This is a genomic window from Amycolatopsis regifaucium, assembly GCF_001613935.1.
GTDB lineage: Bacteria > Actinomycetota > Actinomycetes > Mycobacteriales > Pseudonocardiaceae > Amycolatopsis > Amycolatopsis regifaucium.
In genome coordinates, this window is sequence record NZ_LQCI01000012.1 from 393910 (window position 1) to 416403 (window position 22494).

Below are 22494 nucleotides of genomic sequence, written 5' to 3' on the forward strand. Positions count from 1 at the left end.
CGTGAACGACTCCTCCAGAAGGACCTTCCTGCGTGGTGCCGGCCTGCTCGGCGCCGGTGCGGCGGTGTCCGCGTTGCCCTCCCTCGGCGCACCGGCGGCTTCGGCGACCCCCGGCCACCACGGCTTGGACACCGAAGACACCCGGTTCACCCTCGCGGTCCTGCCCGACACCCAGTACCTCTTCGACGCCGACCGCGGTGACCCCGCGCCGCTGGACGCGACGCTGCGGTACGTCACCGGCGGCGACGAGAACATCGTCTTCCTGGCGCATCTCGGTGACCTCACCGAGAACGGCCGGCCGGGCGAGTTCGACGGGATCAGCCGGTCGTTCCAGCACCTGGACCGACGCCGGTTCCCCTACAGCACGCTGGCGGGCAACCACGACATCAAGTCCTCGACCGACGACCAGCGCGGCCGCACGCCGTATCTCGACGCTTTCGGCCCGCAGCGGCAACGCGGTTCGCGGACCTTCCGCGGCGCGAGCCCGGACGGCTACAACAGCCATCACGTGTTCCGCGCGGGTGGCCGGGAGTGGCTGCTGCTGGCGCTCGACTGGCGGCCGTCGGCGGGCGGACTGGAGTGGGCGCGGTCGATACTCGCGAAAAATCCCCGGCTTCCGGCGATTTTGACCATCCATGAACTGGTATGGGCCGACGAGGCGGGCGAGGCGCGGCTTTCGGAGTTCGGGCAGAAGGTGTGGGACGAGCTGGTCGACGGGAACGACCAGATCTTCCTGACACTCAACGGACACTACTGGCCGCCGGGACGCGCGGTGAAGCGGAACAAGGCGGGCAACGACGTCCACCTGCACATCACCAACTACCAGGACCGCTACTACGGCGGCAGCGCGATGATCCGGCTCTACCGGTTCGACCTCGCGCGGAACGTCATCGACGTCCGCACGTTCTCGCCGTGGCTGGCCGACCAGGCGCCGCGGCTGAACGAGTTGCAGCGACAGGAGATCGAGCGCACCGGCCCGGTGGACTACTTCAGCCTGGAGATCGACTTCGAGGCGAGGTTCGCCGGTTTCGCGCCGGTCCCGGTCCCGCCCGCGCGGCCGGCCGAACGGCAGCTGATCCGCGGCACCGTGGCGTACTGGCGGTTCGAAGGCCGGGACGGCGCGCCGGTCTCCGGTGTCCGTGACCTGTCCGGCCGGGGTAACGACCTGGTCCGGGTGGCCTTGCCCGGCAGCGCGCCCGACGCGGTGCGGTTCTCCGGTGAGTTCTCCGCGCGGCAGCCGTCGAGGTCGAGCCTTCGGTTCGACGGCGGCAAGAAGCCCGCGCGCGGCGGATACCTGCGCACCGCCGACTCCGCACCGATGAACGCGGAGACGTTCGCGCGCGGTTACACCGTCGAGGCGTTCGTGAGGCTGCCAGCCGATTTCAAGGACGGCAAGCATTCCTGGGCCGCGCTCTTCGGCAGGCAGGGCTCCGGGGGCAAGGCGGGCAAGACCGGTGACGACCCCGGTGAGCCCGCCGCGACACTGTCCCTTTCGGACGGTGCGGCGTTCCAGTGGGCGGTGTTCCCGGTGGACCAGAACGGGATTTCCACCTGCTGGGGTCATGAACTGGCCTTGGCGGAATGGTTCCACGTCGCCGCCGTCAACGACGGCAGGCGGATGACGCTGTACGTCGACGGTTGCCCGGTGCTGCGGAACCCGAAGACGGCGGCCGCGGGGATCGCGAATCCCGGTGGTCCTTGGCTGATCGGGGCCTACGCCTACGACTCGACCGTCGAGCAGGCGTTCCACGGCTGGCTCGGCGACGTCCGCGTGGTGGGGAGGGCGCTGGAGCCCCGCGAGTTCATGCTCGGCTGAGCGGTAACCGGACAGCGCGGATCGTGCGCGGTAATGGTGGGCTGTGGTCCCCATTATCGCGCACGATCATTTCCGTAGTGATACCGGGTCGCCCTTGACAAGTGGTGGACAATGAAAAATCGGCGCGCAATCAGATGTACCTGATTGTCACGCCGAACTTGTCAGCAGTCTAAACGCTGTGAGGGGAACTTGTCAAATCAGGGGTACGACGAGGAATTGCGATCCGAACGGGAGTACGTCGCGTCGCTCTACGGGCGACTGGACGCGGAACGGGTGCGGGTGAGCGAAGCGTACGCCGGCGCGCTGCGGGGAGAAGGGTTCGCGCTTTCGGACCGGGAAGTCTCCGTCGGCACGAAAGCCCGCGAAATGGCCAGGCTGAAGGTCGCCGACGAGGGCCTTTGTTTCGGTCGATTGGACGCCCTTTCGGGCGACCGGTTCTATGTCGGCCGGGTCGGTCTTTTCGACGACGAAAACGACTATGAACCCTTGCTGCTGGATTGGCGTGCGCCCGCGTCGCGCGCGTTTTACTGCGCGACGGGCGCGTCTCCGGAGGGAATGAGGCGTCGTCGTCAGTTCCGTACCCTCGGCCGGAAGGTGCTCGACTTCACCGACGAGGTCTTCGGCCGTCCGGAGCCGGCGGGGGAACGGGGCGACGTCGCGCTGCTGGCCGCGGTCAACGCGCCGCGCGGCGAGGGGATGCGGGACATCGTCGCGACGATCCAGGCCGAGCAGGACGAGATCATCCGCCTGGAGCACCCCGGGGTCGTGGTCGTGGAGGGCGGCCCCGGCACCGGCAAGACGGCGGTGGCGCTGCACCGGGTGGCGTACCTGCTGTACACGAAACGGGAGCGGATGGAACGCCGCGGCGTGCTCGTGGTCGGCCCGAGCAGCGGCTTCCTCGACCACATCGGCCGCGTCCTGCCGTCGCTCGGCGAGACCAGCGCCGTTTTCGCGACGCCGGGGGACCTCGTCCCCGGGCTGCACACCGAACGCGAGGATCCGCCCGCCGTCCAGCGGCTCAAGGGCTCGCTGGCGATGCTGGACGTGCTCGCGGCGGCGGTGACGGACCGGCAGGAACTGCCCGCCGAACCGGAGCCGATCGAACTCGACGACGTCACCGTGCCGCTCGACGCCGAAGTCGCGGCGGCCGCCCGCGAGGTGGCCAGGGACACCGGGCTGCTGCACAACGAGGCGAAGGCCGTCTTCGAACGCGAGGTGATCACCGCGCTCGCCGAACGCGCCGTCGACCGGCTCGGTGACGGCTGGTTGCCGAAGGACGACGCGCATACCCGCCCGGAGATGCTGAAGAACCTGCGGCGTGACCTGGAAGTCAGCGTGGGGCTCGGCGCGGTACTCGATCGGCTGTGGCCGGTACTGACGCCACAGCGGCTGCTCGCGGAGCTCTACTCCTCGCCGGAGCGGTTGCGGGCGGCAGGGGCCGATCCGGCGCTGTTCCGCGAGGACGCGACGGCGTGGACGGTGTCCGACGTGCCGTTGCTCGACGAGGCCGTCGAGCTGCTCGGCTGGGACCGCACCGCCGAGCGCCGGGCGGAGGAACGGCGGCAGCTGGCCCAGCGCGAGTACGCGGAGCGCGTACTGGAAATCGTCGAGGTCGAAGAGGACCACGACGACTACGAGTTCGCGCTCCGGCCGACCGACGTACTGAAGGCGGAGGAGCTGGCGGAACGCTTCGCGAAGCGTGACGATCGGGAGCTGGCCGAACGCGCGGCCGCCGACCGGGAATGGACCTATGGCCATGTCGTGGTCGACGAAGCGCAGGAACTGTCCGAAATGGACTGGCGGGTGCTGATGCGGCGATGCCCCAGCCGGTCGTTCACCGTGGTCGGGGATCTCGCGCAACGCCGGTCGCCGTCCGGTGCGCGGTCGTGGGACGCGATGCTCTCCCGGTACGTCGCCGACCGGTGGGTGTACCGGAAACTGACCGTCAACTACCGGACGCCGTCGGAGATCATGACGGTGGCGTCCTCGCTCCTGGCGAGTTTCGCGCCGGACGTGGTGCCGCCGGACTCGGTGCGTTCGTGCGGCGTGCGCCCGTGGGCCCGTCGACTGTCCGAAGTGGACTTCGCGGACGCCATCGCGGAATTCGTCCGCGAGGAATCGGGTCGTGAAGGTACTTCGGTGGTCATCGGGCCGCCGGACGTACCGGGTGCGATCGCGCCGTCCGCGACCAAAGGCCTGGAGTACGACTCCGTCCTCGTGGTGGAGCCGGAGCGGATTCTCGCCGAGGGGCCCAGCGGCGAGGCGGAACTGTACGTCGCGCTGACTCGGGCGACTCAACGGCTCGGGGTCTTGTACAGCGGCGTGTTGCCGAAGGCGCTTCGCGGGCTCGACTCCGGGCAGCGGACTCCGGACGCGTACCTGCGCTGCGTCTGACCCTCCCCCGAGTGCCATGAAAGGTCCTTTCCTTGCAAATTTTGCAAGGAAAGGACCTTTCATGGCACGGGGCGAGGCTGTTATCGGGTCAGGTTGCCCCAGGCGTATGTCTGTTTTGCCAGTTTCAAGTAGACCAAGGTCTCCGTGCTGACGACGCCCGGGATGGGCCGGATGTCGTCGTTCAGCACGCTCAAGAGGTGTTCGTCGTCCCGGCAGGCGACCTCGGCGAGCAGGTCGTAGGTTCCCGCCGTGAGAACGACGTAATGGACGTCCGGCAATCCGGAGAGCTGGTCGGAGACCGCCCGCGGATCGCCGTGGACCTTGACCCCGACCATCGCCTGCCTGCCGAGGCCGACGTTCGCCGGGTCCGTGACCGCGACGATCTGCATCGTCTCGTCCCGCAGCAGTCGCTGGACGCGCTGCCGTACGGCGCCCTCCGACAGGCCGACGGCCTTGGCGAGCGCCGTGAACGAGGCCCGTCCGTCGACTTGCAACAGGGCGATCAGAGTGCGATCGGTATTGTCCAATCCTCTAGGTGTGCGCTGCTCCATCTGCGCGCGTGGTTCGTCACCCATGCCGTCCCTCCCTTTGTTTCGGCATGCGATTCTTGTCGCGCAGCGTATCGATCAATGCCCGTAATGCTACCGCCGTTAAGTTGTTTGTCGCGATTCTCTTTCAAGACGTTGTCCTGCGGAGGATTCTGTCGTGCGACAGGGAGAAGGCCGAGGTTTTCGGAAGCCGGGTCAGCCGAGATCGCGTTTCAGCAGGTCTTCCTCGGTTTCGCGCCGCACGAGCAGGGTCGCCGTACCGCGCGAGACGCCGACGACCGGTGGCCTTCCGACGAGGTTGTAATTCGACGCGAGCGAGTGGTGGTAAGCCCCGGTGCACGGCACGGCGAGCAGATCCCCGGGATGGACGTCGTCGGGGAGGGCGAGTCCGTCGGCGAGGATGTCACCCGATTCGCAGTGCCTGCCGACCACCGTGACCGGCCGCCTGGCCGCGCGGCTGCGCCTGCCGACCAGCCGAGCGGTGTACGCCGCCCCGTAGAGCGCGGGACGGGCGTTGTCGCTCATGCCGCCGTCGACGGCGACGAACGTGCGCGAGCCGCGTTTCACCGCGCAGACCCGGTACACGGTGATGCCTGCCGGGCCGACGATCGCGCGGCCCGGCTCGATCGTCAGTTCCGGCAGTGGGAAGCCGTTCGATGCGCATTCATAGGCGAGTGCGACCCGAAGGCGGCGAACGTAGCCGTCGATGTCGAAACCGGCGTCGCCGGGCAGATAGCGGACGGCGTGGCCGCCGCCGAGATCCAGTTCCCGGAGGGTGATGCCGTGGGTCTCGCGGAGCCGGACGAGGACCCCGACCATCTTGCGGGCGGCCTGTTCGTAGAAATCCACCCGGGATACCTGCGAGCCGATGTGGCAATGCAACCCGGCAAGGCGCAGGCCCGGTTGGGCGAGGACGGCGGAGACGGCCCGGTCGAGATTGTCGCGGACTTCCCCGCGCAACGAGAAGCCGAACTTCTGGCCTTCGGTGCCCGTGGTGATCGCCGCGTGCGTACCGGCCGCGACGTCGGGTGTCACCCGGATCAGCACCTGTTGCGCGCCGGTGGTGAGCGCGCCGAGTTGCTCGATCTCGTCGAGCGAGTCCACCACGATCCGGCGGACGCCGTAGGACAACGCCGCCTTGAGGTCCTCGGGGGTCTTCGCGTTGCCGTGCAGCAGGATCCGTTCGGGCGGGAAGCCGATCGACCGCGCCACGGCGATCTCACCCGCCGAGCAGGTGTCGAGGGAAAGGCCCTCCTCGGCGATCCAGCGCAGGACCGCGCGGGTGCACAGCGCTTTGCTCGCGTACGCCACTTCAGCGTCGGGCAGCGCCGTGCGGTACGCGCGGGCGTTCTGCCGGACCTCGTCCTCGTCGAGCAGGTATGCCGGTGTCCCGAACCGGGCGGCGAGGTGGGACACCGGCGCGCCGGCGAAGAGCAGTTCCCCGCCGGGGCCGAGGCAGGTACTCCTCGGCCAGACGCCGGGTTCGAGATGGTCGGCGGCCTCGCAACCGAGGCTGGGCAGGAGCTCGCTGAGCGTCACGGGTACCTCCGCGTCGATCGGTCAGTGCTCCGCCAGCACAACTCCGATCGACCTGCCCCGGCCGCTCCGACAACGTCTCCCTGACGTCGCCGGGCGGGTCACTGACGCGTTGTTAACGCGCGAGTAACCCCGGCCACATTCCTCAGCGCACCGGCTCCGGGACGGTGTCGAGGGCCCGCACCATGTGCACGGCCAGGGAGAAGGCCGCCTCGTTGTCGAGGGTGGTGTGTTCGGCGACGATCTTCTTCACGGTGTCGACCCGCATTTCGTAGCGGGAGACGGGGACGGTTTCGGCGTTCACGGTGATCCTCTATTCGGTTGTTTCGGGCTTTGTGGCACAGGTGCAGCCGCGGCTGAAGCCGCCGGCCGCGGTCGCGGTGCAGAACCGTCGCGCGATCGCGTCGTGCGACGACATCGGATGCGGGCAGCTAGGGCAGCGGTCGTCGGCGGCCGGTTCGGCGACATCGCCGAGTGAGTAGACGGGGGCGGTCATCGCGCACCCGCCGTCGCCTGGGCGCGCAGGGGAGCCCCGACCTCGTGCAGATGTCGGAGGACGTACCCGTAGGACGCCGCCCAGCCGCACTGCGCGTAGTCGATGCCGTGCTTCGCGCAGAACTCCCGCACGATCACCTGCGCGTGCTTGAGGTTCGGCCGGGCCATGCTCGGGAACAGGTGGTGCTCGATCTGGTAGTTGAGTCCGCCGAGGGCGAAGTCCACGATCGGACCGCCGCGCACGTTGCGCGAGGTGAGCACCTGCTTGCGCAGGAAGTCGAGCTTGTGACCGGCCGAAAGCGTCGGCATGCCCTTGTGGTTCGGGGCGAACGAGCAGCCCATGTACACACCCCAGAGGCATTGGTGCACGGCGATGAAGGCGAAGCCGACACCGGGCGAGAGGACCACGAACACCGCTGTCAGATACGCGGCGACATGGGCCAGCATCAGCGCCGATTCGAGCTTCCGCCGTTTGAAGCCGCGCTGGACGATCGCCGTCACGCTCGACACGTGCAGGTTCAGGCCTTCCAGCAACAGCAGCGGGAAGAACAGGAACGCCTGGTATTTCGCCATCCAGCGGAGGAAACCGCGTCGTTCGGCACCTTGGGCCTTGGTGAAGATGAGGGCCGCGAGGTTGACGTCCGGGTCTTCGTCTTCATGGTTGGGGTTGGCGTGGTGACGGGTGTGCGTACCGATCCACCAGCCGTAACTCAACCCGGTCAGCCCGCCGTGGACGAATCCGGTGGCGTCGTTCGCCTTGCGGCTCGAGAAGATCTGCTTGTGCCCGGCGTCGTGGCCGATGAAGGACAGCTGCGTGAACATCATCGCGAAGAAGGCGGCGAGGAACAGCTGCCACCAGGAATCCCCGAGGTGCGCGAACGCGACCCAGCCGCCCGCGAAAGCGAGGAGGTTCAAGGAGATCTTCAGCGCGTAGTAGACGCGCCTCCGTTTGAGCAAGCCCGCCTCTTTGACCAATTTGGACAGTTCGGCGAAGTCGCTGCCCTGCCTCGTCTCTGTGGAGGTCATGGAGGGTCACACCGTTCTGGTCTCGTGAAAGTGGGCAATCCAGCAACGGTCTTCAGAACACCGGAGAGATCTGGTTCGGCCGAGAATGGCACTGGGACCACAACACGCCACGGACGCTCCGTGGCCTGCCCCAGCGTCCCACGTGTGCGGACCGGAAGCAATTCACCGGAACAGCACGATCTGGCGTACAGTCAAGGACATCGAGGGAAACTTCCCCCGGTTCCGTCCGGCCCGAGTTCGACCGGAGACAGGAGTGACGGCCGGACATCGACGGCCAAGACCGCTGACCTGTCACCGTGGTCGGACAAGTCGTTTAGCGAAGACCCCATTCACCGAGCAGGACGCCGACCCGGTCACGCTCGCCGTGTCGGAGCGGGCGGCTCGGTGGTCGTACGTCGGAGCGGCACAAACCCAGCTGTGCCAACGCTTCTTTCACGACACTCACGTTGTTGGCGTTGCTGTCCGCGGCCCGCATCTCCTCGAAGGGGCGGATGCGTCCCCAGTTCGCCATGGCGCCGCGGAAGTCGCCGTCCCGTAGCGAACGGAACATCTCCAGCGAGATCGACGGCGCGACGTTCACCAGTCCTGACGTGAACCCGGTCGCGCCGACGGCGAAGTAGCCGGGCGCGGACAGCTCCGCCAGCCCGGCGATCCACGTGAACCGATCGAACCCGGCGTCTCGCGCCACCGATGCGAACCGCACCGGATCCGGCACCGCGTACTTCACGCCGATGACGTTCGGCGCGGCGTCGGCGAGCCGGGCCAGCTGCTCGCCGCCGATCAGCGTGTCGCGCACGTACGGCACGACACCGAGCTCCGGCACGGACGCCGCGATGGCGCGGTGGTATTCGACCCAGCCCTCCGCCGAAACGTACGGATGCACCGGCTGGTGGATCATGATCAGGTCCGCGCCCGCCTCCCGCGCGTGCCGCGCCGCGCGGCTCGCCGTGGCGACGTCATGCCCGACGCCGGCGACCACGGTCGCCCGCCCGGCCGCGGTCTCGACCGTGAGTTCGAGGCAGTGCCGCGTCTCCGCCTCGTCGAGCGCGTAGAACTCGCCGGTGTTGCCGTTCGGTGTCACGACGTCGATGCCGCCGGTGAGCAGCCGGTCCACCAGCTTCGCGTAGGTCTCCGGATCCACGGCGCCGTCGGCGTCGAACGGGGTCACCGGGATCGCCACGACCCCGGAGAGCGCTCGTTTCAGCTCGTCGTACGAAGAAGTGGTCGTCACTGGCATGTCCGATCTGATATATGATGTGACGCCCGAAGGTAGCATGAGGCCAGGGTGGGACGGGTGTAGCGCAAGCCAAGACCCACTCACGACGTGGCGAGGAAGGCCTCCAGCTGCTCCACGACGAACGCGTGGTCCTCGGCCTGCGGCAGGCCTGAGACGCCGACGGTGCCCACCGGCCCCACGCCCTCGACGAGCACCGGGAACACGCCGCCGTGCGCGGCGTACAGATTCGGGTCCAGGCGTGATTCGGCCTCGAACGTCGTGCCCTTCGCGCGGAACTGCTCGCCGACGAAGAACGAGCTGTGCCCGTAGCGGTCGACGACCCGGCTCTTGCGGTCGATCCACGCGTCGTTGTCGGCGGAAGTGCCCGGCAACGCCGCGTGGAACAGCCGCTGTCCGCCGCGGCGCACGGAGATCGTCACCGGAAGGGCGCGGTCCCGTGCCGCCGTGAGCAGGTGGAGGCCCAGCTGCAGCGCGGTCTCGTTGTCGAACCGGCGGAAGACGAGTCGCTCCTCCTGCGCGGCGAGGACGGCCAGGGTGTCATCGGTCATGCCGCCATTAAATCAACACTGTTGTCTAATGGCTAGCGCAGTGCGTCGAGGGCGAACGCGGCGTACATCGCGACACCGTTGGCCATGGCGTCCTCGTCGAAGACCACCCGGTTCGAGTGGTTCGCTTCGACAGTGGCCAGGTCGGCGCCGGGCGGGCAGGCCCCGAGGAAGGCGAAAGCACCCGGAACACGCTGCAGAACATAGGAGAAGTCCTCCGCGCCCATCACCGGGTTCTCCATGACCTCGGCGTTGCCTGCCCCGAGCACCTCGCCCGCCAGCTCCAGCACCCTGGCCGCGACCTGCGGATCGTTCACCGTCACCGGATATCCGGAAACCACCTCGGCGCTCACCCGGACGCCGTGCGCGGCGCCGATCGCTTCGCACACCTTCGGCACCTCCTCGCGCACGAACGCCAGCGTCCGCTCGGACAGCGTGCGGATGGTGCCCTCCAGGAACGCCGTCTCCGGGATGATGTTCGTCGTCGTCCCGGCCTCGATACGGGTGACCGAGACCACCGCGGGCTCGAAAACGCTCACCTTGCGGGCCACCATCGTCTGCAGCGCGCCGACCATCGCCGCCGCCGCGGGCACCGGGTCGATGGCCTGGTGCGGCGCCGAGCCGTGCCCGCCCCGGCCGGTGACCTTGACGTGGAAGCTGTTCGCCGAAGCCATGATCGGACCCGGCCGCGTCTGCACGATGCCGGATTCGACCTGGGTGAAGATGTGCAGGCCGAAAGCCTTTTCGACGCGTTCGCCCGCCGCCTCGAGCACCCCCTCGTGGATCATGTGCCGCGCGCCGTGCTCGCCTTCCTCGCCGGGCTGGAACATGAACACGATCGACCCGGCCAGCTCGTCGACGTGCTCGCTGAGCAGCCGGGCCGCCGAAGCCAGCATCGCGACGTGGGTGTCGTGCCCGCACGCGTGCATCGCGCCGTCGTCTTCGGAAGCGAAGTCGAGGCCGGTGTCCTCATGCAGCGGCAGCGCGTCCATGTCGCCGCGGAGCAGGATCGACGGCCCCGGCTTCGCACCACGGAGGACGGCGGTCAGCGAAGTGGTGGATTTGCCCTCGGTGATCTCCAGCGGCAGACCCTCCAGCGCCGCCTTGATCGCGGCCTGGGTCTTCGGCAGATGGAGGCCGATCTCCGGATTCCGGTGGATCTCCCGGCGGAGCTCTACGGTTTTCGCTTGGAGTGCGCGGGCTTCGGCCAGCAAACCGGCGAAGCGCGCGTCGGGGAGAGTGGGCAGGTCGGTGGGTCCGGTCATGTCTCGATAGTGGCGCATGAGGCGCTTCGGGCGCACCGTGCGTGCGTTCCGAATGCGGGCGGAATACGGTGTGCGCATGGCGGTGCAAGAGCCGATCACGGGGTTCGCGGTGGCCGTGGTGCGGGAGGACGGTCGGTGGCGGTGCAGCTCTCTTGACCCGGGGGCGCTCGCGGAACTCGACGCTGCGATCACCGAGCTGGGAAAACTGCGTTCGACGGGTGCCGCCTTCGGGCTGCTGGCGGTCGATGACGAGTTCTTCGTGATCGTCCGGCCGAGTCCGAGGGGCCCCTCGCTACTGCTGTCCGACGCCGCCGCGGCGCTCGACTACGACATCGCCGCCGACGTCCTCGACGTGCTGAGAGTCGACCCACCGGACGAGGACGACGACGCGGTCTGGCCGGAAGGCGATCTGGAGATCCTCGCCGATCTCGGCCTGCCGGGTGCCGAACTCGAGGTCATCGTCGGCGAGGTCGATCTCTATCCGGACGAACAGCTGCAGATGGTCGCGCAGCGGTGCGGATTCGCCGCCGAGTTCTCCAAGATCCTGGACGAGATCTGAGCCCCTCCGCCTCCGCCGCCGACATCGCCGCCGTCCAGGCGGCGATCGAAGCGGCGCGGGGTGCGGGCGACGACGTGCCGATCGGCGCCGTCGTACTGGCACCGGACGGCACCCCGCTGGCGGCCACGCGCAACGCGCGTGAGGAATACGGCGACCCGACGGCGCACGCGGAGATCCTCGCGCTGCGGGCCGCGTCCGAGGTCTACGGCGACGGCTGGCGCCTCGAAGGCTGCACGCTCGCGGTGACGCTGGAGCCGTGCACGATGTGCGCCGGCGCCCTCGTGATGGCACGGGTCACGAAGCTCGTCTTCGGTGCCTGGGAGCCGAAGACCGGGGCGGTGGGGTCGCTGTGGGACGTCGTCCGGGACCGGCGGCTCAGCCACCGCCCGGAGGTCGTCGGCGGGGTACTGGAGACCGAATGCGCGGCCCTGCTCGAAGGCTTCTTCCACGGGCAACGGGGTAACCGCACCGGGTGACAGATGTGTCGGTTCCCGCTCCCCGGGTATTCCGGAGACAGGCGGCCGCAAACGGCGGCCGCAGTCGAAGGAGGAACGTCCGCCATGAGCGTTTTCGACAAGGCGAAGGACAAGGCCGAGCAGGCCATCGGCGCCGCCAAGGAGAAGCTCGGCGAGAAGACCGACAACCAGGACCTCGCGAACTCCGGTCGAGCAGACCAGACCGAGGGCCAGGTCAAGGAGACCGGGCACGATCTGCGCGATCGCGCGGAAGGCGGCGTGCAGGACCTCAAGGACAAGTTCAACAAGTAGCCTTCACGCAGAAGAGCCGGTCTCCGTGGAGACCGGCTCTTCGCTGCGGTGGCGGTGGGATTTGAACCCACGGACGGGTATTAACCGTCACACGATTTCGAGTCGTGCTCCTTCGGCCGCTCGGACACGCCACCGCCGAGAACAATACCGGAGGGCGTCGGAGGCCCTTCAGGGGGTCAAGAAATCCGCGCGGTGATCTCGTCGATCGCCGCCGTCTGGTTCTCGACGATCTCCTGTGCCAGCGCCTTCGTCTCGGGGTGTTCGCCTGAAGACAGCACGGTCTTCGCCATCGTGACGCCGTTGCGCAGGTGTTCGGCCATCAACGGGAGCCACGTCCGGTCGAACTCGTCGCCGGCCAGGTTCTGCAGCGCGGCGACCTGGCCCGAGGTGATCATCCCCGGCATCGAGTGCCCGGCGTGGCCCGCCGCGGGGAGCACGGCGGCGTTCCACGACTGCAGCCAGCCGGTCATCGTCTGGACTTCGGCAGCCTCGGCCTTGACGATCTTGGCCGCGACGGACTTCACGAACTCGGACGCCGACCGTTCCGGAGCCAGGTTCGCGACCTGGATCGACTGCTGGTGATGCGGGACCATCTGCTGGGAGAACGTGATGTCGGCCTGGTTGGCGCCCGGCGCCGCCGTCGCGGCGCCCGTGGCCGTCGAGCAGCCCGCGAGCACCCAGACGAGCAGCCCGAGCAGGGCCATCGGCAGTCGCCGTCGCATTGAGACCTCCGTAGTCATGGGGAACCGGCCCCTCCGCTCTGTGATACGGCTGTGACCTTCCGGTGGTTCAAAATCGGATTAGCCTTGGCGGACATGACGGATCCGAAGACCGTGGTGACCGGTTTCCTTCAGGCCCTCGAAGAGTTCGACATCGATCGCGCGCTGGGTTTCCTGGCGATCGACGTCGTCTATCAGAACGTCCCACTTCCCCCGGCTCGCGGCCTCTCGGCGGTGGAGAAGCAGTTGCGTGCCTTGGCCCGCTACGGCAGCGGTTTCGAGGCGCGCACGCATCACATCGCCGCCGACGGCCCGGTCGTGCTCACCGAGCGCACCGACGTCCTGCGCCGCGGCACGTGGGAGGCCGAGTTCTGGGTGTGCGGCACCTTCGAAGTCCGCGACGGCCGCATCGTGCTGTGGCGGGATTACTTCGACTGGACGACCTTCCTGGCGGCGGGCGCGAAGGGCGCGGGGAAGGCCGCCGTCGCCGGGGCGAAGTCGCTCATCGGCAAGTACCGCGCGCGGCAGGAATTGGAGCGCTGACCCGGGCTGTGAAGGTCCTGCGGGAATCCTTCACACCTTCCCCCGTACATGACGCACCGCCGGTATACGGGCTCCGTCCTCCCCAGACGGGTCCCGTGCACCGGCGGTGCGCCCCCCATTCCCCCAGTTCCCCCCGCTCGCCCTCCCCGGCGAGCGTCAGAAGAGTGTGTCCTCGCTCACGTCGCAAAGGTAACTCCGAAGACGCCCCGTTGTACCCGGACTTGAGGTTCATTTAAGGCAGCGGAACACCAATGGTCTATCTGCGTGGCATTCCCGCGACATAAATGTCACCGTCGGCCACGGAAACGTCACGCGCACTGGACGCACCGGTCGCCAGAATGCGGGCGGGGTCCCGGAAGCCGGCGATCACCTCGACCCGCTGGACCGGTTTCGGTGTGGTGATCACGGTTTCCGGCTTCCAGACGCGTCCGTTCCCGAGCAAGAACGTTTCGATGCCCGGCTGTCCGTCACGAGTTCCGTAAACGCGCCAAGTGCCCCCATTGAGCCGTTCGATCTCGCGCAATCGAAGGCCCTTCGCTACTTCGCGCACTTCCCAGTTCCGGCCGTTCCACGCGCCCGCGAAATCGCGCGGCGAACCCGCGGTGTCGAACTGGAACCAGGTGACGAACGGTTTGCCGTCGCGCTGTGTGCCGACCTGGAGGATGTAGTCCGGCGACTTGAGCCCGCCGGGCAGTTCGAGCGGGGTCTCGACGACCTTCAGGTACCGCTCCTGCTCGGCGTCGTCGACCTGGGTGCCGAGGTCGTGCCCCGCCGCGGAGAAGAACCGCAGGGTCCGGACGTCGAACGACAGGTAATAGACGTTGCGGTGGTAGACGTCGTGCTTGTGCTGCGTCGGCCCACCGCCCGCCAGCGTGTAGACGAACTGGATCCGCCCGGCCGACGGCAGGTACCGCGGCTGGCCGACGTAGATCTCGTCCATGTGGTCGGCGCGACCCAGCGAACCGAAGGCCCACTGTTTCCCGGTCAGCTGTACCGAGTTCTTCCAGGTCTTCCCGTGGTCGCGGGAGACGATGTACTTCATCGGGCGGAAGTCCGGATTCGCCGCCGGATCGAGTTCGTTGGTCGTCTCGCGGTAGAACATGAACAGCGTGCCGTCGACGGTCTTGACCGGCATCGGGTAGCTCGCCGAGTCTCCCGCCGGGACCTCCGTGTCGGTCCAGGTCCCGTCGAGGGAGTGGGCCAGCGGCGCGCGGCTGATCACGGTGCGCGTGTTGTGCATGCCGCGGAAGATCAGCAGGTGGCCGTCGCCCGCGAGCAGCATCGTCGGGTAGTTGTGCGGATCCGACTCGCCGTCCGCGATCTTCTTCGGCGCGGTCCAGGCGCCGGTCCGGTGGTCGTAGGCCTGGACGTAGGTGTCGGCGGCCTTGCCGGACCACGAGATGAAGGTCTTGCGCGCGATCGGATCGTGGATCCCGCCCGCGGTGGGCCGCCGGTCGGTGCGGGACGCGACGGTGCTCGCCGGGGTCATCACCTCGAACGCGGCTTTTCCGGGTGGTTCGGCGGCCGCCGGCGAAACCGGGGTCACGAGACCCGCCGCGAGGAGAGGGACGAGCGCGCAAAGAAGTCCGCGCATGAAAACGCCTCCTGGTGTGTGCAGGCGGCGGAGCTTGATCCTCTCACGAAGGAACCCGGGGAAACCAGCCTCGGCAGCGACGAAAGCACGGGTCCGAACGGGCTAGCGGTGACGAATCGTTGTCTTGCCGTCTTCCTCATTTCACTTGTCCGGGGGAGTATTCCTCGACCGATCTTGCGAAGAGGGGACTCAGCGTGACCACATCCCGACGTGCTGCCCGGAGAAAGGCCCTGACCGCGGCCGTCACCTCCGGACTGGTCGTGAGCGGTATCGCCGCTCCCGCCGCGCTCGCCGCGCCCAGTGCCGACGCCGTGATCGCCGAGGTCTACGGCGGTGGTGGGAACTCGGGAGCCACGCTGAGCAACGACTTCGTCGAACTCGCCAACCGCGGCGCGGCCGCCGTGAGCCTCGACGGCTTCAGCGTCCAGTACGCGCCCGCGTCGGGGAGCAGCTGGCAGGTCACGCCGCTGACCGGCGGTGTCGCGCCGGGCGCGCGGTACCTCGTCGCGCAGGCGAAAGGCTCGGGCGGCACCGTCGCGCTGCCCACGCCGGACGCCACCGGGACGATCACGCTGTCCGCCACCGCGGGCACCGTCGCGCTCGTCCACGGCACCACGGCGCTGACCTGCAAGACCGCCGCCGACTGCACGGCGGACACTCGCGTCAAGGACCTCGTCGGCTTCGGCTCGACCGCCATCATCCGGGAGGGGACGGCGGCACCGGCGCCGTCCAACACCGCGTCCGTGGCGAGGGCGACGACGCTGGCGGACACCGACGACAACGCCGCCGACTTCACCGCGGGCGCGCCCACGCCGACCAACAGCAAGGGCGAGACGCCGGGCGAGACCGGCCCGCCGCCGGTCACCGCGAAGATCCACGACATCCAGGGCAACACCCGGATCTCGCCGTTCAAGGACCGGAAGGTCGACGGGGTCACCGGCGTCGTGACCGCGATCCGGAGCTTCGGTTCGGCACGCGGATTCTGGATCACCGACACCGCCCCCGACGCCGACCCGCGCACCAGCGAGGGATTGTTCGTCTTCACCGGTTCCACCTCCCCCGCCGTGGCCGTCGGTGACGCGGTGACGGCCACCGGCACCGTCCGCGAGTTCTACCCGGACGCGCCCGCGACCTCGCCGTACCAGTCGCTCACCGAGCTGACGAGTGCACAGTGGACGGTCGGTTCGAGCGGAAACGCCGTACCCGCGCCGACCGTCGTCACGCCGGAGTCGGTCCCGGACACCGTCGCCCCGGCGCCGGGCGGCAATATCGAACCGCTGCCGCTGGAGCCGTCGAAGTACTCGCTGGATTTCTGGGAGACGCACGAGAGCGAGACCGTCAGCGTCTCCGACGCGCGCGTCGTCGGCCCGACGTCGTCGTTCAACGAGCTTTACGTGACCACCAAGCCGCAGCAGAACCCGAGCGTCCGCGGCGGCGCGGTGTACCTGGACTACGACCGGCTCAACACCGGCGTGCTCAAGGTCGCGTCGCTGCTCCCGTTCGCCGAGACGCCCTTCCCGAAGGTCAACACCGGTGACGTGCTCACCGGCGAGACCTCCGGCCCGGTCGAGTACAGCAACTTCGGCGGCTACACGCTGTTCGCGACGAAACTGGGCGCGGCCAAGGACAACGGACTGCGGCGCGAGAGCACTCGTAAGCAGCGCAGCGGCGAGCTGTCGGTGGCGACCTACAACGTCGAAAACCTGTCCGCTTTGGACAGTGCGGAGAAGTTCGGTGAGCTGGCCAAGGCCGTCGCCACCAACCTGGCGAAGCCGGACATCCTGAACCTGGAAGAGATCCAGGACAACAATGGACCGACCAACGACGGCACCGTCGCCGCGGACCAGACGTTGCGGAAGTTCGTCGACGCGATCGTCGCCGCCGGGGGCCCGCGCTACGAGTGGCGTCAGATCGACCCGGAGAACGGCAAGGACGGCGGGCAGCCGGGCGGCAACATCCGCGTCGGGTTCCTGTTCAACCCGGCTCGTGTGTCCTTTGTGGATCGTCCGGGCGGCGACGCGACCACCGCGGTCGGCGTGATGAAGGAACACGGCAAGACCCACCTGACCGCTTCCCCCGGCCGGGTCGAACCCGCCGACGAGGCATGGAACTCCAGCCGCAAGCCGCTCGCCGGTGAGTTCGTCTTCCAGGGCCGCACCGTGTTCGTCATCGCGAACCACTTCAACTCCAAGGGCGGCGACCAGCCGACGCACGGCCGCAACCAGCCGCCGGTGCGGAGTTCCGAAGTGCAGCGGGGCAAGCAGGCGACGGTGCTCCGCGGCTTCATCGACAAGGTGCTCGCGTCGGACAAGAACGCGAACATCGTCGTGGCGGGCGACCTCAACGACTACCCGTTCTCGCCCGCGGTCCGGACGCTGACCGCCGGTGGCGCGCTGAAGGACCTCATCGCCTCGCTTCCGGAGAACGAGCGGTACAGCTACGTTTTCGAGGGCCAGTCGCAGGTGCTCGACCACATCCTGGCGTCGCGGGCGCCGCGCGGGACCGACTACGACGTCGTGCACCTGAACGCGGAGTTCGCGCGGCAGGCGAGCGACCACGACCCGCAGGTGCTGCGGTTCCGGCCGAGCGCGGGCAACCCCATCCAGGACGCCTTCTACGACCTGGCGGACCACCTGGAACGCGTCTTCGGCCCCTACCTGCCGACTCCGTAACCCCGCTCTCCCGCGTTTCGTCCTCTAAACGCGGTAGTTCGCATCACGTACTACCGCAATTAGAGGACGAAACGCGGGGAGAGGATCAGGAGCGTTTGGCGCGCCATCCGAGCGAAAGGACGGCCTGGACGAGTTCCTGGTAGCTCGGCTTGACCTCTTCCAGGTACCGCTCCAGGTAGCCGGCGCGCGCGGTCGGGACCGGCTGGGGGTCTTCGTCATCCGGCAGCCAGGCGAGGCCTTCGACGTTGTGCTGCGCCATCTTCCACCAGCGCGTGCACCGGTCGATCGCCCGCTGCTCGCGTTCGGCGGCGTCCGCGACCGCCTGCTGTGCCTCGGCGAGCCGGGCCTCCAGTTCGTCCGCGCGGCCGATTTCCCAGTTGCGGAGGTTCTCCGCCGAAGCGCGGGCGAGGCCGACGATCTCCTTGTACCGCATGGCCGCGGTCATGCCGTCATCCATCGAGAAGCCCTTCCGGCCGCTGGAACGGGATGATCACCTCTGGGGCGCCGTGGGTCGTGCGATCGAAGAACAACGCGCGACCCGGTCGCGGCGACCAGTGCACGACCTGTCCGGCGGCGAACGGCGACAGCTCGTTGCCTTGGACGTCCAGCGCGGCCCAGGTGCCGATGTCGTCGGTGCCCGCGAACCCGAGCGTGTCCTTCAGCCGCGCGACGCTGCGCCACCAGCCGATGGTGTGGACGCCGTGTGTCGGCCCCTGCTTAAGCAGTACCCGCAGCTGGTCCAAACCGCTCTTCAACTGCCCGGGAGCCTTGGCTTCCAGCGCGGGGATCGAGGCGTCGACGCCGTACAGCAACAGCACTTTCGCGTTGTCCGAAGAGGACAAATTCTCCGCGATATCGATTACCCGGGCAGGCAGGTCGTCGACCAGCGACGCCTGGTGTCCCTCCGCGCGCAGCCGCTCGGCCAGCTCGGTCACCGCCGGGATGGACGCCTCGATCGGGCACGAAAGCACGAACTCCACCGAGCCGTGCGGATGCTGCCGGGCGAGTGATCGCGCGGCGGAGTCCATGATGGACAGTGCTTCCGCCGTCGCGGCACCCAAGACCGCGACGTTGCGGCCGGGTGCCTTCGGCAGATCGACCCCGCAGGCGGCCTCGTCGACGTCGATGGACTGACCCAGCAGCGCTCGCGGCTTCTTCGTCGGCTTCAGATCGTTGAACGCCGGGAACTGTTCCAGCACCGGGGAATGCGCGCCGTCGAACAGCCGAGGCCGGTTGAACGACTCCGAGTACTGTTCCCACAACCGGTGCTGCAGTTTGACGAAGACGTCCTTGCTGCTCGCGTCGGGTACATGGGCGAGCTGGTTGCCGTGCGCGATACCGGAATCGTGGTTGATCACCGCATGCCATTTCGGCGCGGAGACCGCCGCGTTGTTGGTCTCGGACAGCACGCGCCGCGCCTTCGGCATCGCGATCCGCAGCGTGCACTGCTCGAACACCGCCGGTTTGCCCCAGAACGCCTCGATCCCGGCGACGTCCTGGCTCGCCAGCACCAGATGGATGCCTTGCGACCGGCCTCGCCGCGCGATGTCCTCCAGCAGCTGGGTCGCGGTCGAGGTCACGCCGTCACGGCCGGCGAACAGGTACTGGAACTCGTCGATCACCGCGACGATCCGCGGCCAGTGCCCGCCGGGATCCTGTTCGCGCAGATCCGCGAGATTGGTGACCTCGTGCTGTTTCGCCGCCGCCGAACGGCGACGCAGCTCGTCGGCGAGGAAGCGCAGCAGCGCCAGGCCGAACTCGCGGTCGGTGTTGACGTTGACCCCGATCAGCTTGGCGTGCGGCAGCCAGCTGGCGTCCCGCCGCCCGGGGGCGAGCCCGGCGAACGAGACGCCTTCCTTGAAGTCCAGCAGGTACAGCGCGAGCTCGTCCGGCGAGTACCGCGCCGCGAGGCTGCCGAGCAGCGAGTACAGGAAGTTCGTCTTCCCCGAACCGCTCGGCCCGCCGATGAGCGCGTGCGGGCTGGCGTCGCCGATGACGACCTCCACCGCCTCGCCCTCGTAGAACCCGACCGGCGCCCGCAGTTCCCGCGCCGAGCTCTCCTTGCCCAGTTCGGCCGGCAGGAGGTCGGCGAACGAACGGGGCCCGCCCTGTTTGGCGATCAGCGCCTCGGCGATCCGCCCGGCGGCCCGGATGACCTGCGCGGACGGCATCGGCGGATCGAGGTCGACGATCAGGTCCGGGCCGGTCATGCTGCTCGTCGCGCGCCGGTCGTCGTACAGGCTCAAGGTTTCCACCGACGTCGACAGCGTGGTCGGCACGTCGATGAGGATCAGGCAGATCCCGGCCGCGAGCGCCCCGGTGGCGACGCGTTTCAGCTCGCGGGCGCGTTCCGGTTCGAGAGTCTCCCCGTTGCCGTAGAGCACCGCGATGCGGAACGGTTCGACGCGCTGGCCGCTCGCCTGCCGGATCTCCCGCAGCGACGTGTGGCCCGCCTGCATCCCGGTCGCGTGGATACGGCGGATGTGCCCGGCCAGTTCGTCGAGGAGGTCCTCGAGCCGTCCTGGGTCGTAGAGGGTGAGCGCGCTCGTGCGGCTCAGTGGATAGAGGTCCGGCAGGATCGCGGTCAGCTGCCCGACGTCCCACAGGTGGACGCGCACCGCACCGGGCTCGAAGGTGCTCAGCACGCGCATCAGCAGGTTCTGCACGATGCCGTCCACCGCGGCCCGGGTCTTCGGTGCCGAGGTGATGGACAGGTGCGACTCGTCCAGCAGGGGTATCGCGACGTCGAACGTGCGCGGGACGTCCTTGCCCGGCACGGTCGCCGAGCCGACGCGCCACAGCCCCGGCGCGGTGATGCCGGGATTCCCGCCGACGCGGCCGAGCCAGTTGCCCGGCTGCTGGCCGGCGGGGCCCGGCGCGTTGTTCGCGACGAGGTCGCGCAGCGCGTCCGGCCCCGCTTCCCAGTCCGCGTAGAACTGGTTCCGCACGTTACCGAGCAGGCCGAACACCTCGCCGGCGGCGGGATGGCGCGACCATTCGGCGTACTGATCCGAGGTGGAGTTGTTCATCCCCACCCGGACGATGTGCTGTTCCAGTCGCAGTTTGGCCAGTTCCGCCTCGGCGTCCTGGCGGGCGCCGGCGGCGGCGCCCAGGACGAGCCCGATCTGGTGCCGGACCCGTTCCAGCGCCGTGACGACGCGGTTGCGCTGTTCACTCGCTTTGCTGCCCATACCGGCTCGCCGATCTCAGAGGCGTGATTGGTAACCGCTGACCAGGTCGTCAGCGGCGGAAAGGCGCGTCAGGAGATTTTCCATCCCCTCGTCGGCCTGCGCCAGCTGCGACGGCACCCATGGCACGGCTTGAGCCTGTGGATCCACGATGGCCCGACGGGCCTCTTCGAGCAGGCTTCTGGCCCGTTCGGCGTGCGTGCGTCCGTCGGCGAGGCCGGTTTGGACGGCCGTCAGCAGCTGGTGCAGTTCCTCGAGGTACATGCGTCAGAGGCGGGTCGAGTAGGACTCGGCCGACGAAATGCCCGCCTGGATGGTGCTCTGCATACCGGTGATGCCTTGCAGAGCCTCGGCGAGAAGCCCGTGCGCCTGGCTCACCTCGTGCTGGGTGCTGCCCTGGGTGGCCTGGGAAAGCGAAAGCTGTGCTTCTTCGAGAGACTGCGCTGCCTGCTGAAGTGCGGCGATGCTCGCGGATGCCTTCTCGTTCGCGAGCGCGATACCAGCGCGGATCTCTTCGACTCCGGCCATTTTGGCGGACTCCTTGGGACGTCGGGGGCTGGAACGACCACCATCAAACTTAGCGTGATCAACTGACTCTGTTAAGTGAAGGTCCTGCTAACTAATCAACAAGGCCCCGGACGTCGGAACGTCCGGGGCCTTGCTGACGGCGGAGGATACAGGATTCGAACCTGCGAGGGCGTGAACCCAACACGCTTTCCAAGCGTGCGCCTTAGGCCGCTCGGCCAATCCTCCGTGGGGAACTTTACCGGATGCCCCTTCGGCCCTTCGAAGGCGGGTCTGACCTGCGTTTGCGGCTTCGCGCGCTCAGGCCCGCGCGGGCGCGAGGACGTCGGCGACGACGCAGGTGATGTTGTCCGGTCCGCCGCCTTCGTTGGCCAGGTGGATCAGTTTCGGGACGGTGTCGGAGGGATCTTGGAAGGCGCCCAGGACGTCCTTGATAACGGTTTCGACAACCGTTGCCGTTAACCCATCCGAGCACAGCAGGAGACGGTCCCCGGGGGCCGCGTCGAAGGTCCAGATGTCCGCTTCGCCGCTGCCGGTGCTCAGGAGCGCCTTCATGAGCAGTGAGCCGCGAGGGTGTCCTTCGGCCTCGGAGGCGTCGATCCGCCCGTCGTCGACGAGAGCCTGGACGAGCGTGTGGTCGCGGGTGATCTTGTGCAGCGTCCCGTCGCGCAGGAGGTATCCGCGGGAATCACCGATGTGCGCGGCCGCGAACTGCCTGCCGTCGAACAGCAGGGCGGTCAGGGTGGTGCCCATGCCGCGCGTTTCCGGTTCGCGTTCGGCCGTCGCGATCAGCCGGTCGCCGATAGCGCGGACTCCGTCGGACAGGATCTCGATCAGGTCGACGTCCGCGAGGTCGAACGAGCGGAGGTCCGCGTCGAGCCGGGAGAGGACGCCGATCGCCTCGGCGCTCGCCACTTCGCCGTGCGGCTGGCCGCCGATGCCGTCGGCGACCGCGAGCAGCCTGGCGCTGGCGTAGACCGAGTCCTGGTTGACCTGACGGCGCCGCCCGACGTCCGAGCCGGCCGCGTACCGAAGGGTGTACGTCATGGGACCCAGTAAAGCAGT

22 protein-coding genes and 2 tRNA genes are annotated in these 22494 nt (G+C 68.4%); 7 read left to right on the forward strand and 17 right to left on the reverse strand.

The features are described 5' to 3' along the window. The first annotated feature begins 1 nt into the window (after window position 1). Together AVL48_RS16405 and helR are read left to right on the forward strand one after the other, a co-directional pair. A complete protein-coding gene (locus AVL48_RS16405) occupies window positions 2-1816 on the forward strand; it encodes a LamG-like jellyroll fold domain-containing protein (RefSeq protein ID WP_061981940.1) in 1815 nt (604 codons plus the stop codon). 189 nt (window positions 1817-2005) lie between these two features. Continuing rightward, window positions 2006-4210, forward strand: a complete 2205-nt coding sequence (helR, locus tag AVL48_RS16410) for an RNA polymerase recycling motor ATPase HelR (RefSeq protein WP_279626665.1) — start codon at window positions 2006-2008, stop codon at window positions 4208-4210. Window positions 4211-4290: 80 nt separating this feature from the next. Here the strand turns inward: helR and AVL48_RS16415 are convergent, their stop codons facing one another. The 8 genes from AVL48_RS16415 to AVL48_RS16445 all read right to left on the reverse strand — a co-directional run bounded on the left by AVL48_RS16415 (window position 4291) and on the right by AVL48_RS16445 (window position 10862). After that, window positions 4291-4785 (reverse strand): Lrp/AsnC family transcriptional regulator, encoded by a 495-nt coding sequence (locus AVL48_RS16415; RefSeq protein ID WP_061981942.1) that lies wholly within the window; start codon window positions 4783-4785, stop codon window positions 4291-4293. 168 nt (window positions 4786-4953) lie between these two features. Next, the gene (gene lysA, locus AVL48_RS16420) at window positions 4954-6297 is read right to left on the reverse strand and encodes a diaminopimelate decarboxylase (protein ID WP_061981943.1); all 1344 of its coding nucleotides are present in this window, start codon (window positions 6295-6297) and stop codon (window positions 4954-4956) included. A 142-nt stretch (window positions 6298-6439) separates the two neighbouring features. Further along, on the reverse strand, window positions 6440-6598 hold the full coding sequence (locus AVL48_RS39555) for a DUF6307 family protein (protein WP_167386383.1): 159 nt from the start codon (window positions 6596-6598) through the stop codon (window positions 6440-6442). Window positions 6599-6607: 9 nt separating this feature from the next. Next, window positions 6608-6790, reverse strand: coding sequence for an RGCVC family protein (locus AVL48_RS16425; protein ID WP_063054108.1), 183 nt, complete (start codon window positions 6788-6790; stop codon window positions 6608-6610). Then, on the reverse strand, window positions 6787-7815 hold the full coding sequence (locus AVL48_RS16430; RefSeq protein ID WP_061981944.1) for a fatty acid desaturase family protein: 1029 nt from the start codon (window positions 7813-7815) through the stop codon (window positions 6787-6789). The genes AVL48_RS16425 and AVL48_RS16430 overlap by 4 nt, the downstream gene beginning before the upstream one ends. Before the next feature lie 313 nt (window positions 7816-8128). Next, on the reverse strand, window positions 8129-9052 hold the full coding sequence (locus tag AVL48_RS16435; RefSeq protein ID WP_061981945.1) for a dihydrodipicolinate synthase family protein: 924 nt from the start codon (window positions 9050-9052) through the stop codon (window positions 8129-8131). An 80-nt stretch (window positions 9053-9132) separates the two neighbouring features. Continuing rightward, on the reverse strand, window positions 9133-9600 hold the full coding sequence (locus AVL48_RS16440) for a heme-degrading domain-containing protein (RefSeq protein WP_061981946.1): 468 nt from the start codon (window positions 9598-9600) through the stop codon (window positions 9133-9135). Between the two features lie 32 nt (window positions 9601-9632). Then, window positions 9633-10862 carry a M20 metallopeptidase family protein gene (locus AVL48_RS16445; protein ID WP_061981947.1) on the reverse strand — a complete coding sequence of 410 codons (1230 nt, stop codon included), beginning with the start codon at window positions 10860-10862 and terminating at the stop codon, window positions 9633-9635. A gap of 76 nt (window positions 10863-10938) precedes the next feature. Between AVL48_RS16445 and AVL48_RS16450 the strand changes: the two genes are divergently transcribed. From AVL48_RS16450 to AVL48_RS16460, 3 genes are all read left to right on the forward strand, one after another. After that, complete coding sequence (locus tag AVL48_RS16450; protein ID WP_208616281.1) at window positions 10939-11421, forward strand: tRNA adenosine deaminase-associated protein; 483 nt, start codon at window positions 10939-10941, stop codon at window positions 11419-11421. A gap of 23 nt (window positions 11422-11444) precedes the next feature. Further along, window positions 11445-11897, forward strand: coding sequence for a nucleoside deaminase (locus AVL48_RS16455; protein ID WP_061982017.1), 453 nt, complete (start codon window positions 11445-11447; stop codon window positions 11895-11897). Window positions 11898-11981: 84 nt separating this feature from the next. Continuing rightward, entirely contained in the window at window positions 11982-12188 is a 207-nt protein-coding gene (locus tag AVL48_RS16460) for a CsbD family protein (RefSeq protein WP_034314526.1), read from the forward strand. A gap of 46 nt (window positions 12189-12234) precedes the next feature. Here AVL48_RS16460 and AVL48_RS16465 read toward each other — a convergent pair. Both AVL48_RS16465 and AVL48_RS16470 read right to left on the reverse strand, forming a co-directional pair. Next, window positions 12235-12322 (reverse strand) — tRNA-Ser (locus AVL48_RS16465). A gap of 42 nt (window positions 12323-12364) precedes the next feature. Further along, window positions 12365-12910 (reverse strand): DUF305 domain-containing protein, encoded by a 546-nt coding sequence (locus AVL48_RS16470; protein WP_061981949.1) that lies wholly within the window; start codon window positions 12908-12910, stop codon window positions 12365-12367. Between the two features lie 93 nt (window positions 12911-13003). On the opposite strand from AVL48_RS16470, the gene AVL48_RS16475 reads away from it, so the two are divergent. Then, window positions 13004-13450 carry a limonene-1,2-epoxide hydrolase family protein gene (locus tag AVL48_RS16475; protein WP_177242322.1) on the forward strand — a complete coding sequence of 149 codons (447 nt, stop codon included), beginning with the start codon at window positions 13004-13006 and terminating at the stop codon, window positions 13448-13450. A 256-nt stretch (window positions 13451-13706) separates the two neighbouring features. Here AVL48_RS16475 and AVL48_RS16480 read toward each other — a convergent pair whose 3' ends face one another. Next, window positions 13707-15044: a BNR-4 repeat-containing protein gene (locus AVL48_RS16480; RefSeq protein WP_061981950.1), complete on the reverse strand. Its 1338-nt coding sequence runs from the start codon at window positions 15042-15044 to the stop codon at window positions 13707-13709. A gap of 194 nt (window positions 15045-15238) precedes the next feature. On the opposite strand from AVL48_RS16480, the gene AVL48_RS16485 reads away from it, so the two are divergent. Then, on the forward strand, window positions 15239-17716 hold the full coding sequence (locus AVL48_RS16485; RefSeq protein WP_061981951.1) for an endonuclease/exonuclease/phosphatase family protein: 2478 nt from the start codon (window positions 15239-15241) through the stop codon (window positions 17714-17716). A gap of 85 nt (window positions 17717-17801) precedes the next feature. On the opposite strand, the gene AVL48_RS16490 is transcribed toward AVL48_RS16485, so the two are convergent. The 6 genes from AVL48_RS16490 to AVL48_RS16515 form a co-directional block, all read right to left on the reverse strand. Then, complete coding sequence (locus AVL48_RS16490) at window positions 17802-18173, reverse strand: hypothetical protein (protein ID WP_061981952.1); 372 nt, start codon at window positions 18171-18173, stop codon at window positions 17802-17804. Next, entirely contained in the window at window positions 18166-20907 is a 2742-nt protein-coding gene (locus tag AVL48_RS16495) for an FtsK/SpoIIIE domain-containing protein (RefSeq protein WP_061981953.1), read from the reverse strand. The genes AVL48_RS16490 and AVL48_RS16495 overlap by 8 nt, the downstream gene beginning before the upstream one ends. A 15-nt stretch (window positions 20908-20922) precedes the next feature. Further along, entirely contained in the window at window positions 20923-21168 is a 246-nt protein-coding gene (locus AVL48_RS16500; RefSeq protein ID WP_061981954.1) for a hypothetical protein, read from the reverse strand. A gap of 3 nt (window positions 21169-21171) precedes the next feature. Further along, window positions 21172-21432 carry a hypothetical protein gene (locus AVL48_RS16505; protein ID WP_005167132.1) on the reverse strand — a complete coding sequence of 87 codons (261 nt, stop codon included), beginning with the start codon at window positions 21430-21432 and terminating at the stop codon, window positions 21172-21174. Window positions 21433-21572: 140 nt separating this feature from the next. Further along, a tRNA-Ser gene (locus AVL48_RS16510) sits at window positions 21573-21657 on the reverse strand. A gap of 72 nt (window positions 21658-21729) precedes the next feature. Next, window positions 21730-22476, reverse strand: a complete 747-nt coding sequence (locus tag AVL48_RS16515; RefSeq protein WP_082857657.1) for a PP2C family protein-serine/threonine phosphatase — start codon at window positions 22474-22476, stop codon at window positions 21730-21732. Window positions 22477-22494 lie beyond the last annotated feature (18 nt).